The organism is Bacillus sp. FSL P4-0334 (genome assembly GCF_038004825.1).
Classification (GTDB): Bacteria; Bacillota; Bacilli; order Bacillales; family Bacillaceae; genus Bacillus; species Bacillus velezensis.
The window spans coordinates 1,528,575-1,544,197 of record NZ_JBBORX010000001.1 but is presented as its reverse complement, the minus strand read 5'-3'; the positions used below and the strand labels follow the sequence as shown (position 1 = coordinate 1,544,197).

At 40.4% G+C, this 15,623-nt stretch carries 24 protein-coding genes and 7 tRNA genes; 5 read left to right on the top strand and 26 right to left on the bottom strand.

All coding sequences use genetic code 11. The annotated features are described in order from the left end of the window. Positions 1 to 8: 8 nt before the first annotated feature. Genes conC through NSQ37_RS07935 form a run of 6 tightly spaced genes read right to left on the bottom strand, consistent with a single transcriptional unit; the run spans position 9 to position 2,378 of the window. Positions 9 to 257, bottom strand: a complete 249-nt coding sequence (conC, locus tag NSQ37_RS07960; protein ID WP_167340500.1) for a transposon conjugation system subunit ConC — start codon at positions 255 to 257, stop codon at positions 9 to 11. A gap of 11 nt (positions 258 to 268) precedes the next feature. After that, positions 269 to 1,333 carry a conjugal transfer protein gene (locus tag NSQ37_RS07955; protein ID WP_167340499.1) on the bottom strand — a complete coding sequence of 355 codons (1,065 nt, stop codon included), beginning with the start codon at positions 1,331 to 1,333 and terminating at the stop codon, positions 269 to 271. 27 nt (positions 1,334 to 1,360) lie between these two features. After that, complete coding sequence (locus NSQ37_RS07950) at positions 1,361 to 1,510, bottom strand: hypothetical protein (RefSeq protein WP_003328171.1); 150 nt, start codon at positions 1,508 to 1,510, stop codon at positions 1,361 to 1,363. 17 nt (positions 1,511 to 1,527) lie between these two features. Continuing rightward, complete coding sequence (locus tag NSQ37_RS07945; protein WP_010331229.1) at positions 1,528 to 1,806, bottom strand: hypothetical protein; 279 nt, start codon at positions 1,804 to 1,806, stop codon at positions 1,528 to 1,530. 16 nt (positions 1,807 to 1,822) lie between these two features. Further along, positions 1,823 to 2,089 (bottom strand): hypothetical protein, encoded by a 267-nt coding sequence (locus tag NSQ37_RS07940; protein ID WP_167340498.1) that lies wholly within the window; start codon positions 2,087 to 2,089, stop codon positions 1,823 to 1,825. A 13-nt stretch (positions 2,090 to 2,102) separates the two neighbouring features. Then, positions 2,103 to 2,378 (bottom strand): hypothetical protein, encoded by a 276-nt coding sequence (locus NSQ37_RS07935; protein WP_167340497.1) that lies wholly within the window; start codon positions 2,376 to 2,378, stop codon positions 2,103 to 2,105. Between the two features lie 134 nt (positions 2,379 to 2,512). On the opposite strand from NSQ37_RS07935, the gene NSQ37_RS07930 reads away from it, so the two are divergent. Then, positions 2,513 to 2,815, top strand: coding sequence for a hypothetical protein (locus NSQ37_RS07930; RefSeq protein WP_041904602.1), 303 nt, complete (start codon positions 2,513 to 2,515; stop codon positions 2,813 to 2,815). A gap of 260 nt (positions 2,816 to 3,075) precedes the next feature. Here the strand turns inward: NSQ37_RS07930 and nicK are convergent, their stop codons facing one another. From nicK to xis, 7 genes are all read right to left on the bottom strand, one after another. After that, positions 3,076 to 4,134 (bottom strand): DNA relaxase NicK, encoded by a 1,059-nt coding sequence (nicK, locus tag NSQ37_RS07925; protein ID WP_167340496.1) that lies wholly within the window; start codon positions 4,132 to 4,134, stop codon positions 3,076 to 3,078. Further along, the gene (conQ, locus tag NSQ37_RS07920; protein ID WP_167340979.1) at positions 4,127 to 5,569 is read right to left on the bottom strand and encodes a coupling conjugation protein ConQ; all 1,443 of its coding nucleotides are present in this window, start codon (positions 5,567 to 5,569) and stop codon (positions 4,127 to 4,129) included. Before conQ ends, nicK begins: the two co-directional genes overlap by 8 nt. Before the next feature lie 249 nt (positions 5,570 to 5,818). Continuing rightward, a complete protein-coding gene (locus NSQ37_RS07915; protein WP_167340495.1) occupies positions 5,819 to 6,193 on the bottom strand; it encodes a YdcP family protein in 375 nt (124 codons plus the stop codon). A gap of 48 nt (positions 6,194 to 6,241) precedes the next feature. Continuing rightward, positions 6,242 to 6,358, bottom strand: a complete 117-nt coding sequence (locus tag NSQ37_RS07910; RefSeq protein WP_167340494.1) for a hypothetical protein — start codon at positions 6,356 to 6,358, stop codon at positions 6,242 to 6,244. 205 nt (positions 6,359 to 6,563) lie between these two features. Next, positions 6,564 to 6,824: a hypothetical protein gene (locus NSQ37_RS07905; protein WP_167340493.1), complete on the bottom strand. Its 261-nt coding sequence runs from the start codon at positions 6,822 to 6,824 to the stop codon at positions 6,564 to 6,566. 53 nt (positions 6,825 to 6,877) lie between these two features. Further along, positions 6,878 to 7,138: a hypothetical protein gene (locus NSQ37_RS07900; protein ID WP_167340978.1), complete on the bottom strand. Its 261-nt coding sequence runs from the start codon at positions 7,136 to 7,138 to the stop codon at positions 6,878 to 6,880. Further along, entirely contained in the window at positions 7,135 to 7,329 is a 195-nt protein-coding gene (gene xis / locus NSQ37_RS07895; protein WP_032730569.1) for an ICEBs1 excisionase, read from the bottom strand. The genes NSQ37_RS07900 and xis overlap by 4 nt, the downstream gene beginning before the upstream one ends. A gap of 273 nt (positions 7,330 to 7,602) precedes the next feature. On the opposite strand from xis, the gene immR reads away from it, so the two are divergent. The 3 genes from immR to NSQ37_RS07880 are packed head-to-tail and all read left to right on the top strand — an operon-like array spanning position 7,603 to position 9,611. Beyond that, a complete protein-coding gene (immR, locus tag NSQ37_RS07890) occupies positions 7,603 to 7,986 on the top strand; it encodes a helix-turn-helix transcriptional regulator ImmR (protein WP_032730566.1) in 384 nt (127 codons plus the stop codon). Next, on the top strand, positions 7,983 to 8,492 hold the full coding sequence (immA, locus tag NSQ37_RS07885) for a metallopeptidase ImmA (protein WP_167340492.1): 510 nt from the start codon (positions 7,983 to 7,985) through the stop codon (positions 8,490 to 8,492). Before immR ends, immA begins: the two co-directional genes overlap by 4 nt. A 12-nt stretch (positions 8,493 to 8,504) precedes the next feature. Further along, on the top strand, positions 8,505 to 9,611 hold the full coding sequence (locus tag NSQ37_RS07880) for a tyrosine-type recombinase/integrase (protein WP_041904804.1): 1,107 nt from the start codon (positions 8,505 to 8,507) through the stop codon (positions 9,609 to 9,611). 85 nt (positions 9,612 to 9,696) lie between these two features. Here the strand turns inward: NSQ37_RS07880 and NSQ37_RS07875 are convergent. From NSQ37_RS07875 to NSQ37_RS07840, 8 genes are all read right to left on the bottom strand, one after another. Then, positions 9,697 to 9,780, bottom strand: a tRNA-Leu gene (locus NSQ37_RS07875). A gap of 68 nt (positions 9,781 to 9,848) precedes the next feature. Beyond that, positions 9,849 to 9,930: transfer RNA gene (locus NSQ37_RS07870), tRNA-Leu, on the bottom strand. An 8-nt stretch (positions 9,931 to 9,938) separates the two neighbouring features. After that, positions 9,939 to 10,014, bottom strand: a tRNA-Lys gene (locus NSQ37_RS07865). Positions 10,015 to 10,047: 33 nt separating this feature from the next. Further along, positions 10,048 to 10,122: transfer RNA gene (locus NSQ37_RS07860), tRNA-Gln, on the bottom strand. Positions 10,123 to 10,133: 11 nt separating this feature from the next. Further along, a tRNA-Glu gene (locus NSQ37_RS07855) sits at positions 10,134 to 10,208 on the bottom strand. A gap of 19 nt (positions 10,209 to 10,227) precedes the next feature. After that, positions 10,228 to 10,318: transfer RNA gene (locus NSQ37_RS07850), tRNA-Ser, on the bottom strand. Between the two features lie 3 nt (positions 10,319 to 10,321). Then, positions 10,322 to 10,396 (bottom strand) — tRNA-Asn (locus NSQ37_RS07845). A gap of 135 nt (positions 10,397 to 10,531) precedes the next feature. Beyond that, positions 10,532 to 10,981: a SprT family protein gene (locus tag NSQ37_RS07840; RefSeq protein ID WP_072588814.1), complete on the bottom strand. Its 450-nt coding sequence runs from the start codon at positions 10,979 to 10,981 to the stop codon at positions 10,532 to 10,534. Between the two features lie 99 nt (positions 10,982 to 11,080). On the opposite strand from NSQ37_RS07840, the gene cmpA reads away from it, so the two are divergent. Continuing rightward, the gene (gene cmpA, locus NSQ37_RS07835) at positions 11,081 to 11,194 is read left to right on the top strand and encodes a cortex morphogenetic protein CmpA (RefSeq protein ID WP_003156164.1); all 114 of its coding nucleotides are present in this window, start codon (positions 11,081 to 11,083) and stop codon (positions 11,192 to 11,194) included. Between the two features lie 9 nt (positions 11,195 to 11,203). On the opposite strand, the gene NSQ37_RS07830 is transcribed toward cmpA, so the two are convergent. From NSQ37_RS07830 to NSQ37_RS07810, 5 genes are all read right to left on the bottom strand, one after another. After that, positions 11,204 to 13,363, bottom strand: a complete 2,160-nt coding sequence (locus NSQ37_RS07830; RefSeq protein ID WP_341123509.1) for a Tex family protein — start codon at positions 13,361 to 13,363, stop codon at positions 11,204 to 11,206. A gap of 72 nt (positions 13,364 to 13,435) precedes the next feature. Next, positions 13,436 to 14,038, bottom strand: coding sequence for a PP2C family serine/threonine-protein phosphatase (locus NSQ37_RS07825; RefSeq protein WP_332286506.1), 603 nt, complete (start codon positions 14,036 to 14,038; stop codon positions 13,436 to 13,438). Further along, positions 14,038 to 14,826, bottom strand: coding sequence for an RNA polymerase sigma factor SigB (sigB, locus tag NSQ37_RS07820; RefSeq protein WP_003156171.1), 789 nt, complete (start codon positions 14,824 to 14,826; stop codon positions 14,038 to 14,040). Before sigB ends, NSQ37_RS07825 begins: the two co-directional genes overlap by 1 nt. Beyond that, positions 14,792 to 15,274 (bottom strand): anti-sigma B factor RsbW, encoded by a 483-nt coding sequence (rsbW, locus tag NSQ37_RS07815; RefSeq protein ID WP_007609591.1) that lies wholly within the window; start codon positions 15,272 to 15,274, stop codon positions 14,792 to 14,794. The genes sigB and rsbW overlap by 35 nt, the downstream gene beginning before the upstream one ends. Next, on the bottom strand, positions 15,271 to 15,600 hold the full coding sequence (locus NSQ37_RS07810; RefSeq protein WP_033575044.1) for an anti-sigma factor antagonist: 330 nt from the start codon (positions 15,598 to 15,600) through the stop codon (positions 15,271 to 15,273). Before NSQ37_RS07810 ends, rsbW begins: the two co-directional genes overlap by 4 nt. Positions 15,601 to 15,623: the final 23 nt, after the last annotated feature.

The window sequence follows — 15,623 nt, the reverse complement described above, 5'->3', positions numbered from 1 at the left end:
ATGCCCCCTTACAGTTTTTCCATTAGCGCATTGATCCAGCCGGAGAATTCTGGCCAGTGCTTAATAATCCATGTAACCGCACTACCAATACAGCAAACAAAGATAATGCCGCCCATTTTTAATTTCATAAGATTCTTTGCGGCTATGAACATGACCACGATCGTAATGAATTGGACAACAACATCTGATGCCCATCCTTTTACTCCTCCAAGTGTTGGAAGGTCTGCGCCAAGAATAAAGAAATTCATGAAATCCATATTTAAACCTCCTATTGATGTTTGAGTTTATTTACATAAAACTGACCGCTGTTTTCCGTAATCTCTAAACTGAATTTTTCATTTACCGGAATATCATTTTCTTTTTCCTTAAATCGAACAGCACAAAAAACCTCGAAACCTTTTTTCGTCTCGAAGATTTTCATTGACTGAACTTCCCCAAATAACAAGTTTCCTTCCAACGCTTCCGGCTTTTTCATCATATAAACCATTTCTTCTTTCTTTTCAGAAGCGTATTTCTCAAAGAAAGTATGAAGGAATGATTCGATAGATTCTTTTTTCTCGCCTGCATATTCGTCTCTAGTTTCTTCTTTAATCTCAGAAGCAATATTGCCTTTCAGATCATAAATCTGTGTAAAGTAAGGGACAGCAGATACAGCAAAAGAATCTCCTTTATTTGTGACTGGAATATTCAGCAACAATTGTTTTTCGGATTTTTCGTTTGTTTTAATCTTTTCTTTCACCTTCTTTTTCTTCTTTCCGTCTTTGACTTCTTTTTCAACTTCCTTTTCTACAGGGTATAGATTTTCATATGTGACCTTATATTGAAAAAGGCTGTTTTTATCACCTTCTTTCACGTTATATAAGCTGTAATCTTTTAACTCACGATCACCTTTTAAGCCATCTACATTAAAGCGTTCTTCATCTTCAAAATGGTTATCTTCCTGTTTCACCATGTAGCTTTCAAGACTCTGCATGCGTTTATCAATAAATTCTTGATCGTTCTTCACATTGACATATTCATTGATAAACCCTGACAGAAAGTTTTCAGCAGCAGTCACCGAAATTTTTTGTTTATCGTCATTTGTTGGCTTATTGGCTTCATCTTTCATGTCATTAAGTTGGGATCGTGTGTTAATTGATAGAAGTACAGCGAGCAAGCAGATAAACAGCATGCCACCGACACAAGACCACAATGTGACGGCTATCAGCTTCGACCTGTCACGAGGAACTTTCTGTTTATCTTTTTCCGGTCTTTCAATTCGTTTCAGTTTTTGAAAGGCAGACCGAAAAAAGGACTCTTCTTTTTTATCCGAGCCAATTTCTTTATGAAGCAATTCGATTCACTCTCCTTTCATAGATTTCTAAGCACTTTCCTCCTGGTTAACTTTCATGTTTCTTGTCATTTTCAAAATGGCTCTCGCCATTTTTTCATAGTTCGGTTCGTTTAACTCCGTCACGATCACTTCCACTGGCTTACCTTTAATTTCAACGACCTCAACACTCTGTTTCATGAAAGACCTCGCTTTCTTCAAACCTGTTTTGTTTTTTCAAGGAATAATAAAAAGGATGCTACACGATGTAACACCCTTTTTATGCTTTGATTCTCCATATAAACTTTTAAACTAGTCATTCGACCGTCCGGCAAATATCTTGTCTTGTAGAATGTGTAACGATATTCAGCGAAACCTTTTATTCGTTCGCCTTCGACAACCAACATACAATCTCTGCTTAAACTTCTCACAAAAACTAAAGAGGGGATACCCACATTAAAACCCAAGCTTTTGAATCGTTTGTCTACAGCAGACACCGCACATTTTCACCCCTTATTGGTAGTAGCTAATTCCTTCAAACTCTACAATTCTTTCATCTGTCTCGGCGTCTTCATCCTCCAGTATGTTGAATGTGGCTTGAAGTTTAGCATTCACGTTATCTATAACCGCAAGAGTTTGGACTATGACCCTTTGAGCAACATCACTGTAAAAGACGTCTTCCATCATTTTTTCAATGAGTTCCTCAGCAATATCCAAACAGCCAAGAGACTCCAAATCACTCTCTAGTCGGGCCTGATTCAACAGATTAATGTTAAACATCTGATTTCCTCCCTTAACGTTCTCTTAGAAAAACGCCTATGCATATTGAAAAACCCCATAAAAAAACAAAGGTATAATACAATACCTTTGCAATGACATCTGAATTAACACTCTCAGAAATTAGACCGAACATTGAAGCTACCACTGTCACAGATACAGCCATAATAAAAATTGTATTTTCTGTCCAACTATAACGGTCAGCCAAACTTTGAAGCTTAGGATATATCAAAAGGAATAAGAGACCGCCGCCAAGTAAACTCACGATTACAAAAAATATCGCAAGTAACATATTCACCATCCTTATATTGAATTAAGTTCTTGGGTTTCACCTAAACCCACCAACGGAAGATTTGCACTCAATCATCAATAACAATAGAATTAAACTAAAGATTATTTAAACAGCATAGATAGGGGGTAAATGTTTTGAATATAAATTTAATATTATTTGTCTCATCAATTAATCAAGAACCTACAGAGGAAAATACTCAAACATTAGTGAAAACATTTGAATCTGACTTTCGTCCTCAAGTAGGAGATATAATTGACGATCCTGGATTTGATTCAGGCTTCCATAATGGATACGAGGTGGTAAAAGTTACAATAAATTATGCTTCAAATGAGTGCCTTGTTTCACTGACGCCGTTAGCAATTGAAGTTGAAAAAATTAGTGTTGAAGATTATATAAAAAAGCTTAAAACACATGGGTGGAGTATTCAGTCTAGGTAGCACTCAGCAGTTTTTATTATAAGGTACTATTCCTCAAACTGGCGCATTTGGTTGGATTGCTGTTAATCTAGCCCCCTATTCCCCCGAATCATCGGGGGACTCCCTCGCCGGTAGGCAGGAACAAACGGTTGTTTGTTCAATGCCAAGAGGGTTTGGGTAGCGCTGAATATGTCAACTCCTTATCCTCACTTCGTTCCGGTACCGTTGACACATACGTTTAATCGCATCACCTGTGTTTATAAAGGTTTAACAGCTTGTTTTTAAACGACCATGTCAGCAACATCAGCCATGTACACATCTAACATTTTTTTATGTTTGTCTGCCAGTTCAGCTTCTGCAATCATATCTGACAGATCGGTTTTCCCTAAATGTTCATCAGCTTCAAGCACCATTTTCATAGTGGGAGCACAAGAGTTACGAAGCCAGTTTCTTGATTTCTGATAGAAGTCTTTTTGTGGTTTGACGTACAAAGGAAGTCGCCCAACATCACCTATAAAATCAGACCAAAAAAGGCTCGTTTTCCAATGCTCTCTAGTGATGTTTTCATCAGCATCAACGAACCTTACATAGTTATTAATGATTTGCATAGCGATTAAGGTTAAATCCTTTGTTTTCAATAAAGCATCTATCGCAACTTGTGCACGTTCATTTTTAAGCCGCAGTTCATAACGATTCCAATCGCCTAGTTCTTCTAACGGAATGTTATACTTTTCTGCTTGTTCATAGTTTTTCTCGTAAAAGCAAAGGTACGCTTCTGACTTTTTAGAACCGAAATATATTGTCGTTCCACCTGTAATTCCATCAGATAGATCAAATGAGCCATTGAAATCGGATTTTCTAAAGCGTGAAATACATTCGCCCTTTTGGGCTTTCGTTAACAATTCCGGTATGGAAAAGTACGTCTTTTTATCATCAATAGCCAAATCGAAGCGAGTAAATGAACCGCCTTGTGCCATGCAATCTTGAAAAAAGTCGTACCATGTTTTCTTTCGGCATTCTAAAAACGATTCAAACTGACGGCAACCTTGACCGGACATTTCTATCAAAACACCTCTGTTATCATCTGGCGCAGAATAAAAGACTTTGATATAGTCCAGTTCGTAAGTGCCAACGTAGCCATAGAAACCAGATTGCTTTTCAGTCATAAAGTCTTTGCTAAGGTGAAGAACCTCTTCAATAATTCGATCAACATCATGAGTTTTAAAAGAAACTCGAATATAGTCAACCATTGATACCAAAGGACTTTCAACGGTTTCATTTTTTTCTTTTACGATTACTACCCCCCTGTTAGCGTGGGGGGGTTGTTTTAGCTCATCCATTCGCTTCGCTCACTCCTTCGCCGCTGGCCGTCTGGTCGCTTACGCTGCCGCTGGCGACTGCCGTCGCCTGCGCTCCCTCGACTCCAACCAGCGACTTTTTAATAGACGACATAAAATCATATCCTTTCGGCACGATAGGGCTATAAAACTCCAACACAGAACCTGTGCCAACATTGGCATAGCCTCGCCCTGTTTCTTTCTTATTAACAAATGCCTTATCCACATCGCCAAACATCATTCCGTAACCCGTCTCGGACATTAAACCTAATGACACACGGAAACTAAACTGATCACGGATACCATCAGCCAAATATTTTGCATCTGGACGTTGTGCCCCTAAAACGAGAAAGTAACCCGCCTGTCTCCCCAACATGACCAATTGTTTCATGTAAGAAAGGGCTTCATTTCTTTCTTTCATATCTAACAAATCCATAAATGCCACATATTCATCAAAGAAGATAAAAACAGGTTTTAAGCCTAAATAGGCATAGTTTTCACCTGTCTTATAATTAGGCATTTGCTTCATTTCATCCATTCGCTCCATCATGCCATCTACAGACTTTCTCAGGCACATAAGAATACCGTTCTTTTGGGAATATACCTTTTTCGGAAGTACTTCTTCCAAGTCTGCTAAATCTGCATTTTTAGGATCTAGTATTCTTACATCTGCCCCCAGCCCAACACATGCCTTAATGATCGTTAGCATGAAGTACGTTTTTCCTCCACCTGTACCACCCGCAATAAGCATGTGCGGCAACTTATCAAAATGCCATGAAATATGTTTCATTAACGGAAGGACTCCATGCTCAGCTACTGCATCATCAATTGAAATACGATTCTTTTTGACATCGTAAAGAAGCTTAAAGCACACAAAACCTTCTTCCATTTGCTTATCAACCAAGTCACAAAATAAGCCGTTTTCCAAATCCTTTCCTAAGTCTAGGAAGCGATTCTGAAAACGGCTCATGTCCATAGCAATACGAATATAGATGTGGTTGTTTTTGACCTGATAATACATTCTAGGAAAGTATGTGATCTTTTCCTTTGAGTCAGTTTCATTTGAAAAGATTTTTCTTACTTTCACATTTTCTTTTTCGTAAAACTTGTTAGAGAAAATCATTTTAGCAATCTTTTGCCTGTGAAGGATTTTCTTATAGCTGTCAAACAAAAGAAAGTAAGATGCAACTATGCTTCCAACTGCAATTAGCACAGAACATAAAACACTTTTAATGATTAAAGGTACATTCCATTCAAAATGTTTTATCGCTTGAGATAAATCAAAATGAGTGAGTTGTTCTCTCCAAAAGAGGAACATAGACAATAAAAAAACAGGCACAAAGATAATTGCGCCTGCTAATTTTACGTTGTTTCTCATGTACGGGCGGATTCGTTTGCCCCTGTACTTCCAAAACCTTTTATTAAAGAAATCACTCATATTGATCATTAGAATTCATACCCCGATGATTTTTCTCTACAAGAGTGACAATACATTTCCCACACATAACCTCTCGGAACTTCTTCTTGATAATACTCTACGGCATTGTCCTCCTCGCAACAATGACATTCGCCAAGTTCAATTGTAGGGATAACGACATTCTCAAAGTACACAGATTTAACGGTCTTCACTTCGCCATTACCTCCGTTTTCTTCAACATAATCAAAATAACTGTACTCGATTTATAAATTATTTCTTATCAGAAGTTCCTGGTGTTACTGTTTTGTTTGCAGGACTAGACGCAGTGCCTTTTAATACGAGATCTTCTGCTTCGACAGTCCAGTTAACATTAGCAAAATTCCCATTTGCTCTAGCAGAAGCCATGATTTTCGGATTTTTCAATTCAACATCCTTAAAGAATTCAAATTCCTTTAAATCAACATAAGCAGGAATTGTCACTTCAATCTGCCCGCCTTGTACACTGGACCCTAGATTATATATCCTTGATTCCAATGTATCTGTTCTTTTACCATCCACATAGGCATAGCGCTCACGGTTTAAACCTAAAAATTTCAGTTCACCAAAAGTCATATTGATATCCGGTACAATAAAGTTTAAGTTCATTTTTTCATATCCCCATTTCATTTTTTATTATTTATTTTCAAAAGATCGTTAAATTTCGATTTTATATTTTGGATTCGCTCCGGTTCTGTATCCATCTTGGCGCTTATCAGTTGCTAACGACTTTATGTCCTCATGGCAACCTAGTAGGCTAATTATAGCCATCAAGCTGACTACAGCTATTCCGCACGCTTATTCTAGCCTGCTACAGCATTTAAAGTGATTGCTGTTCATCACTCAAATACTCACGCATGACTTTTCAGCATGAATGCCGTATAATAAAAGTGTCTAGTTTTTATTTGCCGGCGTTCTTGATGATCATTCGTCAAGGCGCTTTTTTTGTCTGTATATAGTTTTCAAAGAACAAACACCCCTAGCGACATAAGTTATACAATTCATCGTTATATAAAGTAAACACTTGATTATCCTTCTTACTCAACGGACGAGTGGACCAGATACACCACCAATCCCAACCTTTTAACTGCTCGGATACTTGTTCATTAGCCCTTAAATAATTATCTTCATCGACAACAAAAGTTTCACAAATCACATAATCTTTAAAATGTTTTAAGTCTTTATCAGCCTTTAAAGCTTCAACATCAGTGATGATTGTTGCATTCACCCTTATTTTCATCGCACCCCCCCTTTCAAAGGATTTTTAACGGCTCCCTATAGTGGTATATAACGTCACACTATGGATGATTGCCGCAGCTTTTCAATGTCTTTTCTCCCAATGCTGTAATGCTTACAAATCCTGCGATATGAAACGCCTTTTCGCAATAATTCATTAACATTTTCAAATGTTAAGGGAAGGTTCAAATAATGATTTATGATGACTGAATTCAGAGCGATTTTCATTCGTGCTGCCCAATCACCTTCCATTTGTCTTGCCAACGGAACAGCTTCTTTCATAAACGAGTTTGTTATATCAATGTTTATACAAATCACCCCGTTTGAGATTTTGGACCTTTGTAACAATAACACTCTTCAAACTTAGCTTTACTCACCTTACCTTGAATGACCATATAACCTTCTTTTTTCATTTGAGCATTCAAAGTTCTAATAATGTCATAAGATTTAGCCTGTTTAACTCCAAGAATTTTTTGAATATCTCGTGCAGTTAAAAACTCCCCTCCCACAATATCACCTCCTCGTTAACTCAACTCTTTGTGATTTAACTTTATTATAAAACTCCTTTTCGTGTAAGTCAACACAAAATTCACCTTAAAGTGTATTTTTTTAAAAACATATGGAAATATTGATAATTAAACTCTCCATAAAGAAGAAAAAACATCTCCTTAAAGGAGAATTAATAAGTAACTGTTTAACTTATAGGTGAAAGTGATGAATTTCCAAAAAAATGTTGTTATCATTTTAATAAAAATCAACTCTTTGTGAAATGGATGATAAAAATGAGCCTAGGCAAACGTTTAAAAGAAGCGAGACGAAAAGCTGGATATACTCAGAAAGAAGCCGCGGAGAAACTTAATATCGGTAACAATAATTTATCTAATTATGAGAGAGATTACAGAGATCCCGATACAGATACACTTCTAAAATTGAGCAACTTATATAATGTCTCTACAGATTATTTATTAGGAAAGGATGAAGTAAACAAGAAGGATGAAACTGATTTACTTAATAAAACAATTAATGAAGCCATACAGGAATTAAAGGATGAAGATACACTCCTTTTTATGAATGATGGTGAATTCGATGAGGAAACTGCACGCCTTGTTAAAAAAGCGTTAAAAAACGGAATTAAATTCATTGACGAATTAAAGAAGAAAGAGTGATACCAATTTATACAAGCAAAGGAATTAAACATAAAGTCCAATCAGTAATTAAGACACATGGTACAAATAATGTCTATGAAATTTGTGACCTCCAAAACATATATATACTCAAAAATGACCTTGGACAAGCAAACGGTTTACTACAACATGACAAAGCCACAGATCAATTTTTAATTCATATCAACGAGAACCTTCAACATCAACAATTTGTAATAGCCCATGAATTAGGGCATTACTTTCTCCATAAAAGATTGAACACTTTTAAAGTTGTGAATTGCTCTAAAGTTCTAAAAGATAAACTTGAGCATCAAGCAAGCCTATTTGCATCAGAATTAATACTGACTGATAAAATGCTTAATGAAGCCCTTCCATATATACAGGGTTATAGCAAAGAACAAATAGCAGCATACTTCAACGTACCGTCATTTGTTACTGATTATAAGCTTTCTCAAATTGGCTCATTTAATAACAGAATCTACTCACACGAAATAAGCGCTTTTGGTTAAAGGAGAAGTAAAATGTCTGTAAAAAAACTTGAAAATGGTCAATATCAAGTTGACGTTAGCTTTGGATTTGACCCGATTACTGGAGAAAGAATTCGGACAAGACCAATAACGTCAACTAGAAAAGAGGCTCTAGAATTAGAAGCAAAATTAAGAAGAGAATTTCAAGAGGAAAGAGCAAGAAAGTCCAGGTCAGTAAGCTTTCCGACTCTAATTTCAATTTACTTAGCAAATTGTGAAATAGATAGCAAACCGAACTATTATCAGAATCAGAAATACATTATAAACAAACATATATCTGATTACTTTTTGAAATCTGATATACAAAAAATCACACATAGAGAAATAACTGATTTCAGAAAACACTTAATGGAAACAGGTCTAAGCAATAAATCGGTTAATAATATAATGACTAGTCTAAGCAAAATTTTTGATACAGCTGTACATGAAGAAATCTTAAAAAGAAATCCGTGTGACAATGTTAAACGATTACCCTTAACAAGAAAGAAAATGAAGTTTTGGAGACCAGAAGAATTCAAAAAATTTATTAGCTTAATTCCTCAAGATCAATTATTGTTTAAAACCTTTTATACTGTTGCTTTTTTAACTGGACTAAGATGTGGTGAAATGCTCGCCCTGCAATGGAAAGATATTGACAAAATCTTATTAGAAATAGATGTGCATAAATCGTGTACCTGGCTTGATGGTCAATTCGTTGTTACTACCCCAAAAACCAAAAATTCAATTCGGCGAGTTAGTATCAATAAAAAATTGCTTAAGCTACTAGAACGTTGGAGAGAAGCACAAGAAGAGTTGTTTAATGAATTAGGTATTAGACATTCGCATGATACCTATATCTTTCAATATAAAGATACACCTTCAAGAAAAGATATTTTCAGTCGGAAGATTAAATACTTTTGCAAGGATAGCGATCTAACTCCTATACGTTTACATGATTTTAGACATTCACACGTTGCACTATTAATACACCAAGGAGAAGATTACATAACGATTAAAGAGCGTTTAGGACATGGTTCTGTAAAAACAACAATTGATGTTTATGGACACCTATATCCAAACAAGCAAAAGGAAATGGCTGATAAATTAGATGACTTACTTTAGGTAAGTGGGCAGTTTGTGGGCAGTAAATCATTTAAAAATAAACACAAAAAAATACCAAGGGCGTCAAAACCCTTGGTATCATTGATGCGGCCGAGAGGACTTGAACCTCCACGGGTTATTCACCCACTAGGCCCTCAACCTAGCGCGTCTGCCATTCCGCCACGACCGCGTGCTATGAAGCTGTCTTTCCACTAAGCATATAAGCTAGTGATGATGATCAGCACTTTGAAAAGAAAGTGCGGGTGAAGGGACTCGAACCCCCACGTCGTAAGACACTAGATCCTAAGTCTAGCGCGTCTGCCAATTCCGCCACACCCGCGTGACAAGTGGTGAGCCATGAAGGACTCGAACCTTCGACCCTCTGATTAAAAGTCAGATGCTCTACCAACTGAGCTAATGGCTCGCTCTAAAAGTGATTCAAAATCTTTAAATAAAATGGCTGGGCTAGCTGGATTCGAACCAACGCATGACGGAGTCAAAGTCCGTTGCCTTACCGCTTGGCTATAGCCCAACGAAGGTAAATGGTGACCCGTACGGGATTCGAACCCGTGTTACCGCCGTGAAAGGGCGGTGTCTTAACCGCTTGACCAACGGGCCGTCTGGTTGAGAACTTATCTGGCGGAGAAGGAGGGATTTGAACCCTCGCGCCGCTTACGCGACCTACACCCTTAGCAGGGGCGCCTCTTCAGCCACTTGAGTACTTCTCCATATGGCTCCACAGGCAGGATTCGAACCTGCGACCGATCGGTTAACAGCCGATAGCTCTACCACTGAGCTACTGTGGAATAATCAGACTTTCTTCATTATAAATGATGCGACATATTGTGTCAAGAAGCAACATTTATTTTTTTGAGAATGTATCGTTGTCTCTCAACGACTTTTATAATTTAACATAGAACATTAAAATGAGTCAAGCCTTTTTAAAAAATTCTTTTGATTTTTCCTCTGCACTTTCCGCAGGCATATCTTTCCGGATTCATTGCCCGCTTCTTTATATACTGTTGGCCGCAGGCCGCGCATCTATACATATATGTTTTCTTTTGTGTCTTTTTTGTTTGCAGCGGCGTGCAGAATCTCGGCGCTCCGACTTTCTGAAGCAGTTCTCTGAAGTCTTTGTCTCTGTGCTTGTACCCTTTTCCTTCAAGATGAAGATGATAATGGCACAGCTCGTGTTTGATGATGCCTTCCAGCTCGCTCCGGCCGTGTTCGAGCAGATATTTTCGGTTTAATTCGATGTTATGGGAAGACAGCATGTACCGGCCGCCTGTCGTTTTCAGCCGGTCATTGAAAAAGGCCCGGTGACGGAACGGTTTTCCGAAATCCTGTGCAGAGATGTCTTCCGTCAGCTTTTGAAGTTGTTCGTTATCCATAAGTGCACCCCGCTTTAAAAACATTGAACGGGACAATTCACCGTTCGCATACAATGAGTTAAAACCGACCTCTAACTAAAAGCTGAGGAGGAATGAGCCATGCCGAATTGGCTGATGAAACAAATGCAAAAAGCGTTTTTAGAAAAGGACAATTACCAAATCAAACTGCTGAATCAGTGCTGGTATTTCTACAGAAAAAAACACTGCTCGTAAGCAGTGCTTTTATTTTACCATAGACAGCGACACTCTGCCTTTTTGCACGTCCACCCCTTCGACCCATACGGTGACGATGTCTCCGACCGATACGACGTCGAGAGGATGTTTGACGAATTGATTGCTCAGTTTTGAAATGTGCACAAGCCCGTCCTGCTTGACGCCGATATCGACGAAAGCGCCGAAGTCTACAACGTTGCGGACGGTGCCCTGCAATTCCATTCCTTCCTTTAAATCCTCAAGCTGCAGAACGTCTTTTTTCAGCAAAGGCTTCGGCACTTCGTCACGGGGATCGCGCTCCGGCCTTGTCAGCTGCCCGCAAATATCCGCAAGCGTAATTTCCCCTATACCGAGCTCTTCAGCCGTTTCAGACAGCGGCAATGCGCTGACTTTCTCTTTTACGTCTGCGCTTCCGATCTGATCCGCAGTGAGCTGCAGTTTTTTGAGCAGCGCCTTTGTCTCTTTATAGCTTTCCGGGTGTATCCCGGTGCGGTCGAGCGGTTCCTGTCCTCCGGGCACTCTCAAAAAGCCGATGCATTGTTCATATGTTTTTGCGCCGAGACGCGGGATTTCTTTCAGTTCTTTGCGATTTGTAAATTTGCCTAGTTCATCTCTTTTTTTGACGATATTGCCGGCAACGGTTTTGGATAACCCAGCTACATATTGAAGCAGCGCGGCTGATGCTGTATTGACATTCACCCCGACTTGGTTGACGACGGTCTCTACGACAAAACGGAGAGATTCGTTTAATTGCTTTTGGCTGACATCGTGCTGGTATTGCCCGACGCCGACGGATTTAGGATCAATTTTTACAAGCTCGGCCAGCGGGTCCTGCAACCTCCGCGCGATGGAGACGGCGCTGCGCTCTTCGACCTGAAAATCCGGAAATTCTTCACGGGCGATTTCTGAGGCGGAATACACGCTTGCTCCGGCCTCATTGACAATGACATAATAAATGTCACGCTCTGTTTCTTTCAGCATATCAACGACGAATTGCTCTGTCTCCCGTGATGCCGTGCCGTTTCCGATCGCCACAACCTCGACTTCGTACCGGTCCAGCAATTCTTTGATTTTTTTCCGGGCTTCCGCTGTCTTTTTTACGGGAGCGTGCGGGTAAATGACGTCGATTTTCAACACTTTTCCCGTCTCATCAACAACTGCCAGTTTGCACCCCGTACGGAAGGCCGGATCGACGCCGAGCACAACTTTCCCCTTCATCGGCGGCTGCAGCAGGAGCTTACGCAGGTTTTCAGCGAAAATATGAATCGCCTGCGCGTCTGCTTTTTCTGACAGCTCTTTGCGGATATCGCGCTCAATAGCCGGCTGGACCAGGCGTTTGTACCCGTCCTCAATGGCTTCTTTCAGCGTTTCTTTCACAGGCGTTTCACGGTGTTTGATGATTTGCTTTTCTAAATAAGCTTTTATCTGATCGGCGGGCGGTTCGATCACAATCTTTAAAATGCCTTCTTTTTCACCGCGGTTCATCGCAAGTACTCTGTGAGGAACGACCTTTTGGATCGGCTCTTCGTACTCGTAGTACATTTCATAGACGTTTTTCTCGTCATCTGCGGCTGACTTGCCTGCCGCGGAAGTGAGAATTCCTTTTTTATACGTTTCCTGGCGAATCCACTTTCTGAAATGAGGATCATCCGAGATTTGCTCGGCTATGATGTGCTTCGCGCCTTCAATGGCTTCCTCTCTTGAAGCGACTTCTTTTTCTGCACTGATATATTGATCAGCGATGTCGTGAAGGCGGTTTTCTTTCGGGAGAGAAAGAATATAGTCCGCAAGCGGTTCAAGACCTTTGTTTTTGGCGACGGTGGCTTTTGTTTTCCGTTTTTGTTTGAAGGGACGGTATAAATCCTCGACTTCCTGAAGCTTGACCGCTTGTTCGATTTTTTGCTTCAGCCCTTCCGTCAGCTTGTCCTGCTCAGAGATCAATCTGATGACTTCTTCTTTCCGCTGCGTCAGGTTTTGTATGTATTGCCACCGCTCGGAGATTGCCTGAATCTGCACCTCGTCCATTGAGCCGGTCTGCTCTTTTCGGTACCGCGCAATAAACGGGACGGTATTGCCGTCTTCCAGCAGGCGGATGACACTTTCGACATGTTTTTGGGATAACGCTGTTTCTTCAGCAATTTGTTTTTTCAAAAGGGCTAACGTTTCCATATCACAAAAGCCTCCATCTCTTCATTCTTTCTCTAGTGTATCAAAAAACGGCGGAACATAAAAAAAGCAGCCTTACGATAAAAGCTGCCCTAGAATATAGGTCAAATCATCACGTCTGGATGTTGTGTACGGATGAAGTGATTTTGATATATCTTCTATTGAGTGTCCCTGCTTTAAGCAGGTGCGGATATGCGGGACCTCAAGCCCATCCGTGTAGATGATGAACCTCGCCCCTTTTTCGTATGATGACGTATACGTTTTGTATCTTTGCGGTTTGCCTGAGAGGTAACCCGAAATCGGCAGCGGATAAAAGACTTCGCCTGATGGGGAGTGCAGGAAGAAACGGACATTGCCGATCGAGCAGTATGTCAATTCCCTTTTGATGAAATTGATTTTTAAAATGGAGGCAGTCGCCCCTCTTTTGTTTTTCATCGCTTGATTGCAGCGCTCAATGATGCTTTCCACATCCTCATCCGCATACGTTTCCACGATGTCTTTAATGGCTGACGAGGATTCGTTGGCAAGAGATCCGCTGCCGAGACCGTCCGCTACCGCGCAAACTAATTCTTCTTCATTCGCCTTCATAAAAAAGCTGTCGCCGCATATGGACTTGCCTTCTTTATTTAATTGGTATACAAGAGTTTGAACATGTTCATTTTCTTCAACCTGAATCATTACATTAGCTCCATGGAGGGATCTCCAATCAAGGCCTCTCTCAGTTTTTTCACCGCTTTCCGCTGCAGGCGCGAGACGTGCATTTGAGATATTCCGAGAATGTCCCCTGTTTCTTTTTGGCTTTTATTTTGCACAAATGTTAGATCGATAATCTGTTTTTCGCGGTCGGACAGCACATGAAGCACGCTTTTGATCATCATCTGCTGGTTGACGCGTTCGTATCCTTCCTCCTGCGAACCGACGATATCTAAAATCGTGACGGTGCTTCCGTCCGCATCCGCTTCGATGCTGTGATCGACAGACAGCGCCTGATAGCTTTTTCCCATCTCCATCGTTTCAAGCACTTCCTCTTCTGACACATCGAGAAAGGCTGCGATTTCTTCGACTTTCGGCGACCGCTGCGTCTCTGTCGTCAGCTGATCCACCGCCATTTTAATGCGCGGCCCGAGTTCTTTAATCCGTCTCGGGACGTGTACGCTCCATGTTTTATCTCTGAGGAAGCGTTTGATCTCGCCGATGATGGTCGGAATCGCAAATGCTTCAAAGGATTTGCCGACCTCGGGATCATACCGTTTAATGGCTCCGAGAAGTCCGATCATTCCGACCTGGCGGAGGTCTTCATGAAAGCTTTTTCCTTTTGAATATTTCTTTGCCAGCATTTCGACGAGATTGGTATACACCTCGACGAGTGTTTCCTGGGCTTCTTTATTATCATGTGTTTGAAAGTCGCGTATGAGCCGATCAACTTCATCTTTAGTTAGTTTCGTAGTTTTTGATGGTTGTGCCATGATCAACTCGCTCCCCATTTAAATACTTTGTCATCGCCACGGTTACGCCAGAGTTGCTTTGAACTTTGACTTCATCCATGAGCGTTTCCATTAAATACAGACCGAGCCCTCCTTCTGACAATTGATCGACTGTGTGCGAAGGTGTGTACGGCCCGAGATCCTGCTGCTTCTGATCAAAATCAAAGCTGTCTCCCTGATCGGCGACAATAACCTCCAGCCGATCCTCAAACACACCGAACCGCACGGATACTTCTCCCTTATTTTCATCGTTGTATGCATGCTGGACAGCGTTTGTACAAGCTTCGCTGACAGCGATTTTTAAATCTTCAATGTCATCATAAGTATAGCCCATTCTGCTTGCGACCCCTGATAACGTAAGCCTGACGATTCCTACATATTCCGGTTCGGCCGGAATTTTCATCTCTATATAATCAACTGATGTACTCATTGCACGCCACCTTCTGACTTTGCCGAAATGTCGATGATGTCCTTAAGCCCCGTAATTTCAAACAGACGGACGAGCCGGTCGGAAAGATTCTCAAGCTTCAGAGAGCCGCCTTCCTTGCTCACCGTTTTAAACACGCCTACAAAAACGCCTAAACCCGTACTGTCCATATAATTTACATCTTTTAAGCAGATTCTCATGTCCTTCCCCTCGTTTGCCAGGGGCATCAGCTTTTCACGAACCGCCGGAGCTGAGTATACATCGATTTCTCCAGCGATATTGATTTGTATATCTGAAAGATTCTCCTTCATATCTACCGTTAAATTCATCGTATCACCTCTGAAAGTTATCC

What these genes read in the sequence shown, in the direction of transcription:
- nicK (WP_167340496.1), bottom strand. Translation starts at nt 4,134, where the DNA reads ATGGATGAGCTAAAACAACCCCCCCACGCTAACAGGGGGGTAGTAATC.
- NSQ37_RS07840 (WP_072588814.1), bottom strand. Translation starts at nt 10,981, where the DNA reads ATGGATAACGAACAACTTCAAAAGCTGACGGAAGACATCTCTGCACAG.
- NSQ37_RS07935 (WP_167340497.1), bottom strand. Translation starts at nt 2,378, where the DNA reads ATGTTACTTGCGATATTTTTTGTAATCGTGAGTTTACTTGGCGGCGGT.
- rsbW (WP_007609591.1), bottom strand. Translation starts at nt 15,274, where the DNA reads ATGAGTACATCAGTTGATTATATAGAGATGAAAATTCCGGCCGAACCG.
- cmpA (WP_003156164.1), top strand. Translation starts at nt 11,081, where the DNA reads ATGCCGAATTGGCTGATGAAACAAATGCAAAAAGCGTTTTTAGAAAAG.
- NSQ37_RS07810 (WP_033575044.1), bottom strand. Translation starts at nt 15,600, where the DNA reads ATGAATTTAACGGTAGATATGAAGGAGAATCTTTCAGATATACAAATC.
- immR (WP_032730566.1), top strand. Translation starts at nt 7,603, where the DNA reads ATGAGCCTAGGCAAACGTTTAAAAGAAGCGAGACGAAAAGCTGGATAT.
- NSQ37_RS07830 (WP_341123509.1), bottom strand. Translation starts at nt 13,363, where the DNA reads ATGGAAACGTTAGCCCTTTTGAAAAAACAAATTGCTGAAGAAACAGCG.
- conQ (WP_167340979.1), bottom strand. Translation starts at nt 5,569, where the DNA reads ATGAGTGATTTCTTTAATAAAAGGTTTTGGAAGTACAGGGGCAAACGA.
- conC (WP_167340500.1), bottom strand. Translation starts at nt 257, where the DNA reads ATGGATTTCATGAATTTCTTTATTCTTGGCGCAGACCTTCCAACACTT.
- NSQ37_RS07905 (WP_167340493.1), bottom strand. Translation starts at nt 6,824, where the DNA reads ATGAAAATAAGGGTGAATGCAACAATCATCACTGATGTTGAAGCTTTA.
- NSQ37_RS07880 (WP_041904804.1), top strand. Translation starts at nt 8,505, where the DNA reads ATGTCTGTAAAAAAACTTGAAAATGGTCAATATCAAGTTGACGTTAGC.
- NSQ37_RS07915 (WP_167340495.1), bottom strand. Translation starts at nt 6,193, where the DNA reads ATGAACTTAAACTTTATTGTACCGGATATCAATATGACTTTTGGTGAA.
- sigB (WP_003156171.1), bottom strand. Translation starts at nt 14,826, where the DNA reads ATGGCACAACCATCAAAAACTACGAAACTAACTAAAGATGAAGTTGAT.
- NSQ37_RS07940 (WP_167340498.1), bottom strand. Translation starts at nt 2,089, where the DNA reads ATGTTTAACATTAATCTGTTGAATCAGGCCCGACTAGAGAGTGATTTG.
- NSQ37_RS07825 (WP_332286506.1), bottom strand. Translation starts at nt 14,038, where the DNA reads ATGATTCAGGTTGAAGAAAATGAACATGTTCAAACTCTTGTATACCAA.
- NSQ37_RS07950 (WP_003328171.1), bottom strand. Translation starts at nt 1,510, where the DNA reads ATGAAACAGAGTGTTGAGGTCGTTGAAATTAAAGGTAAGCCAGTGGAA.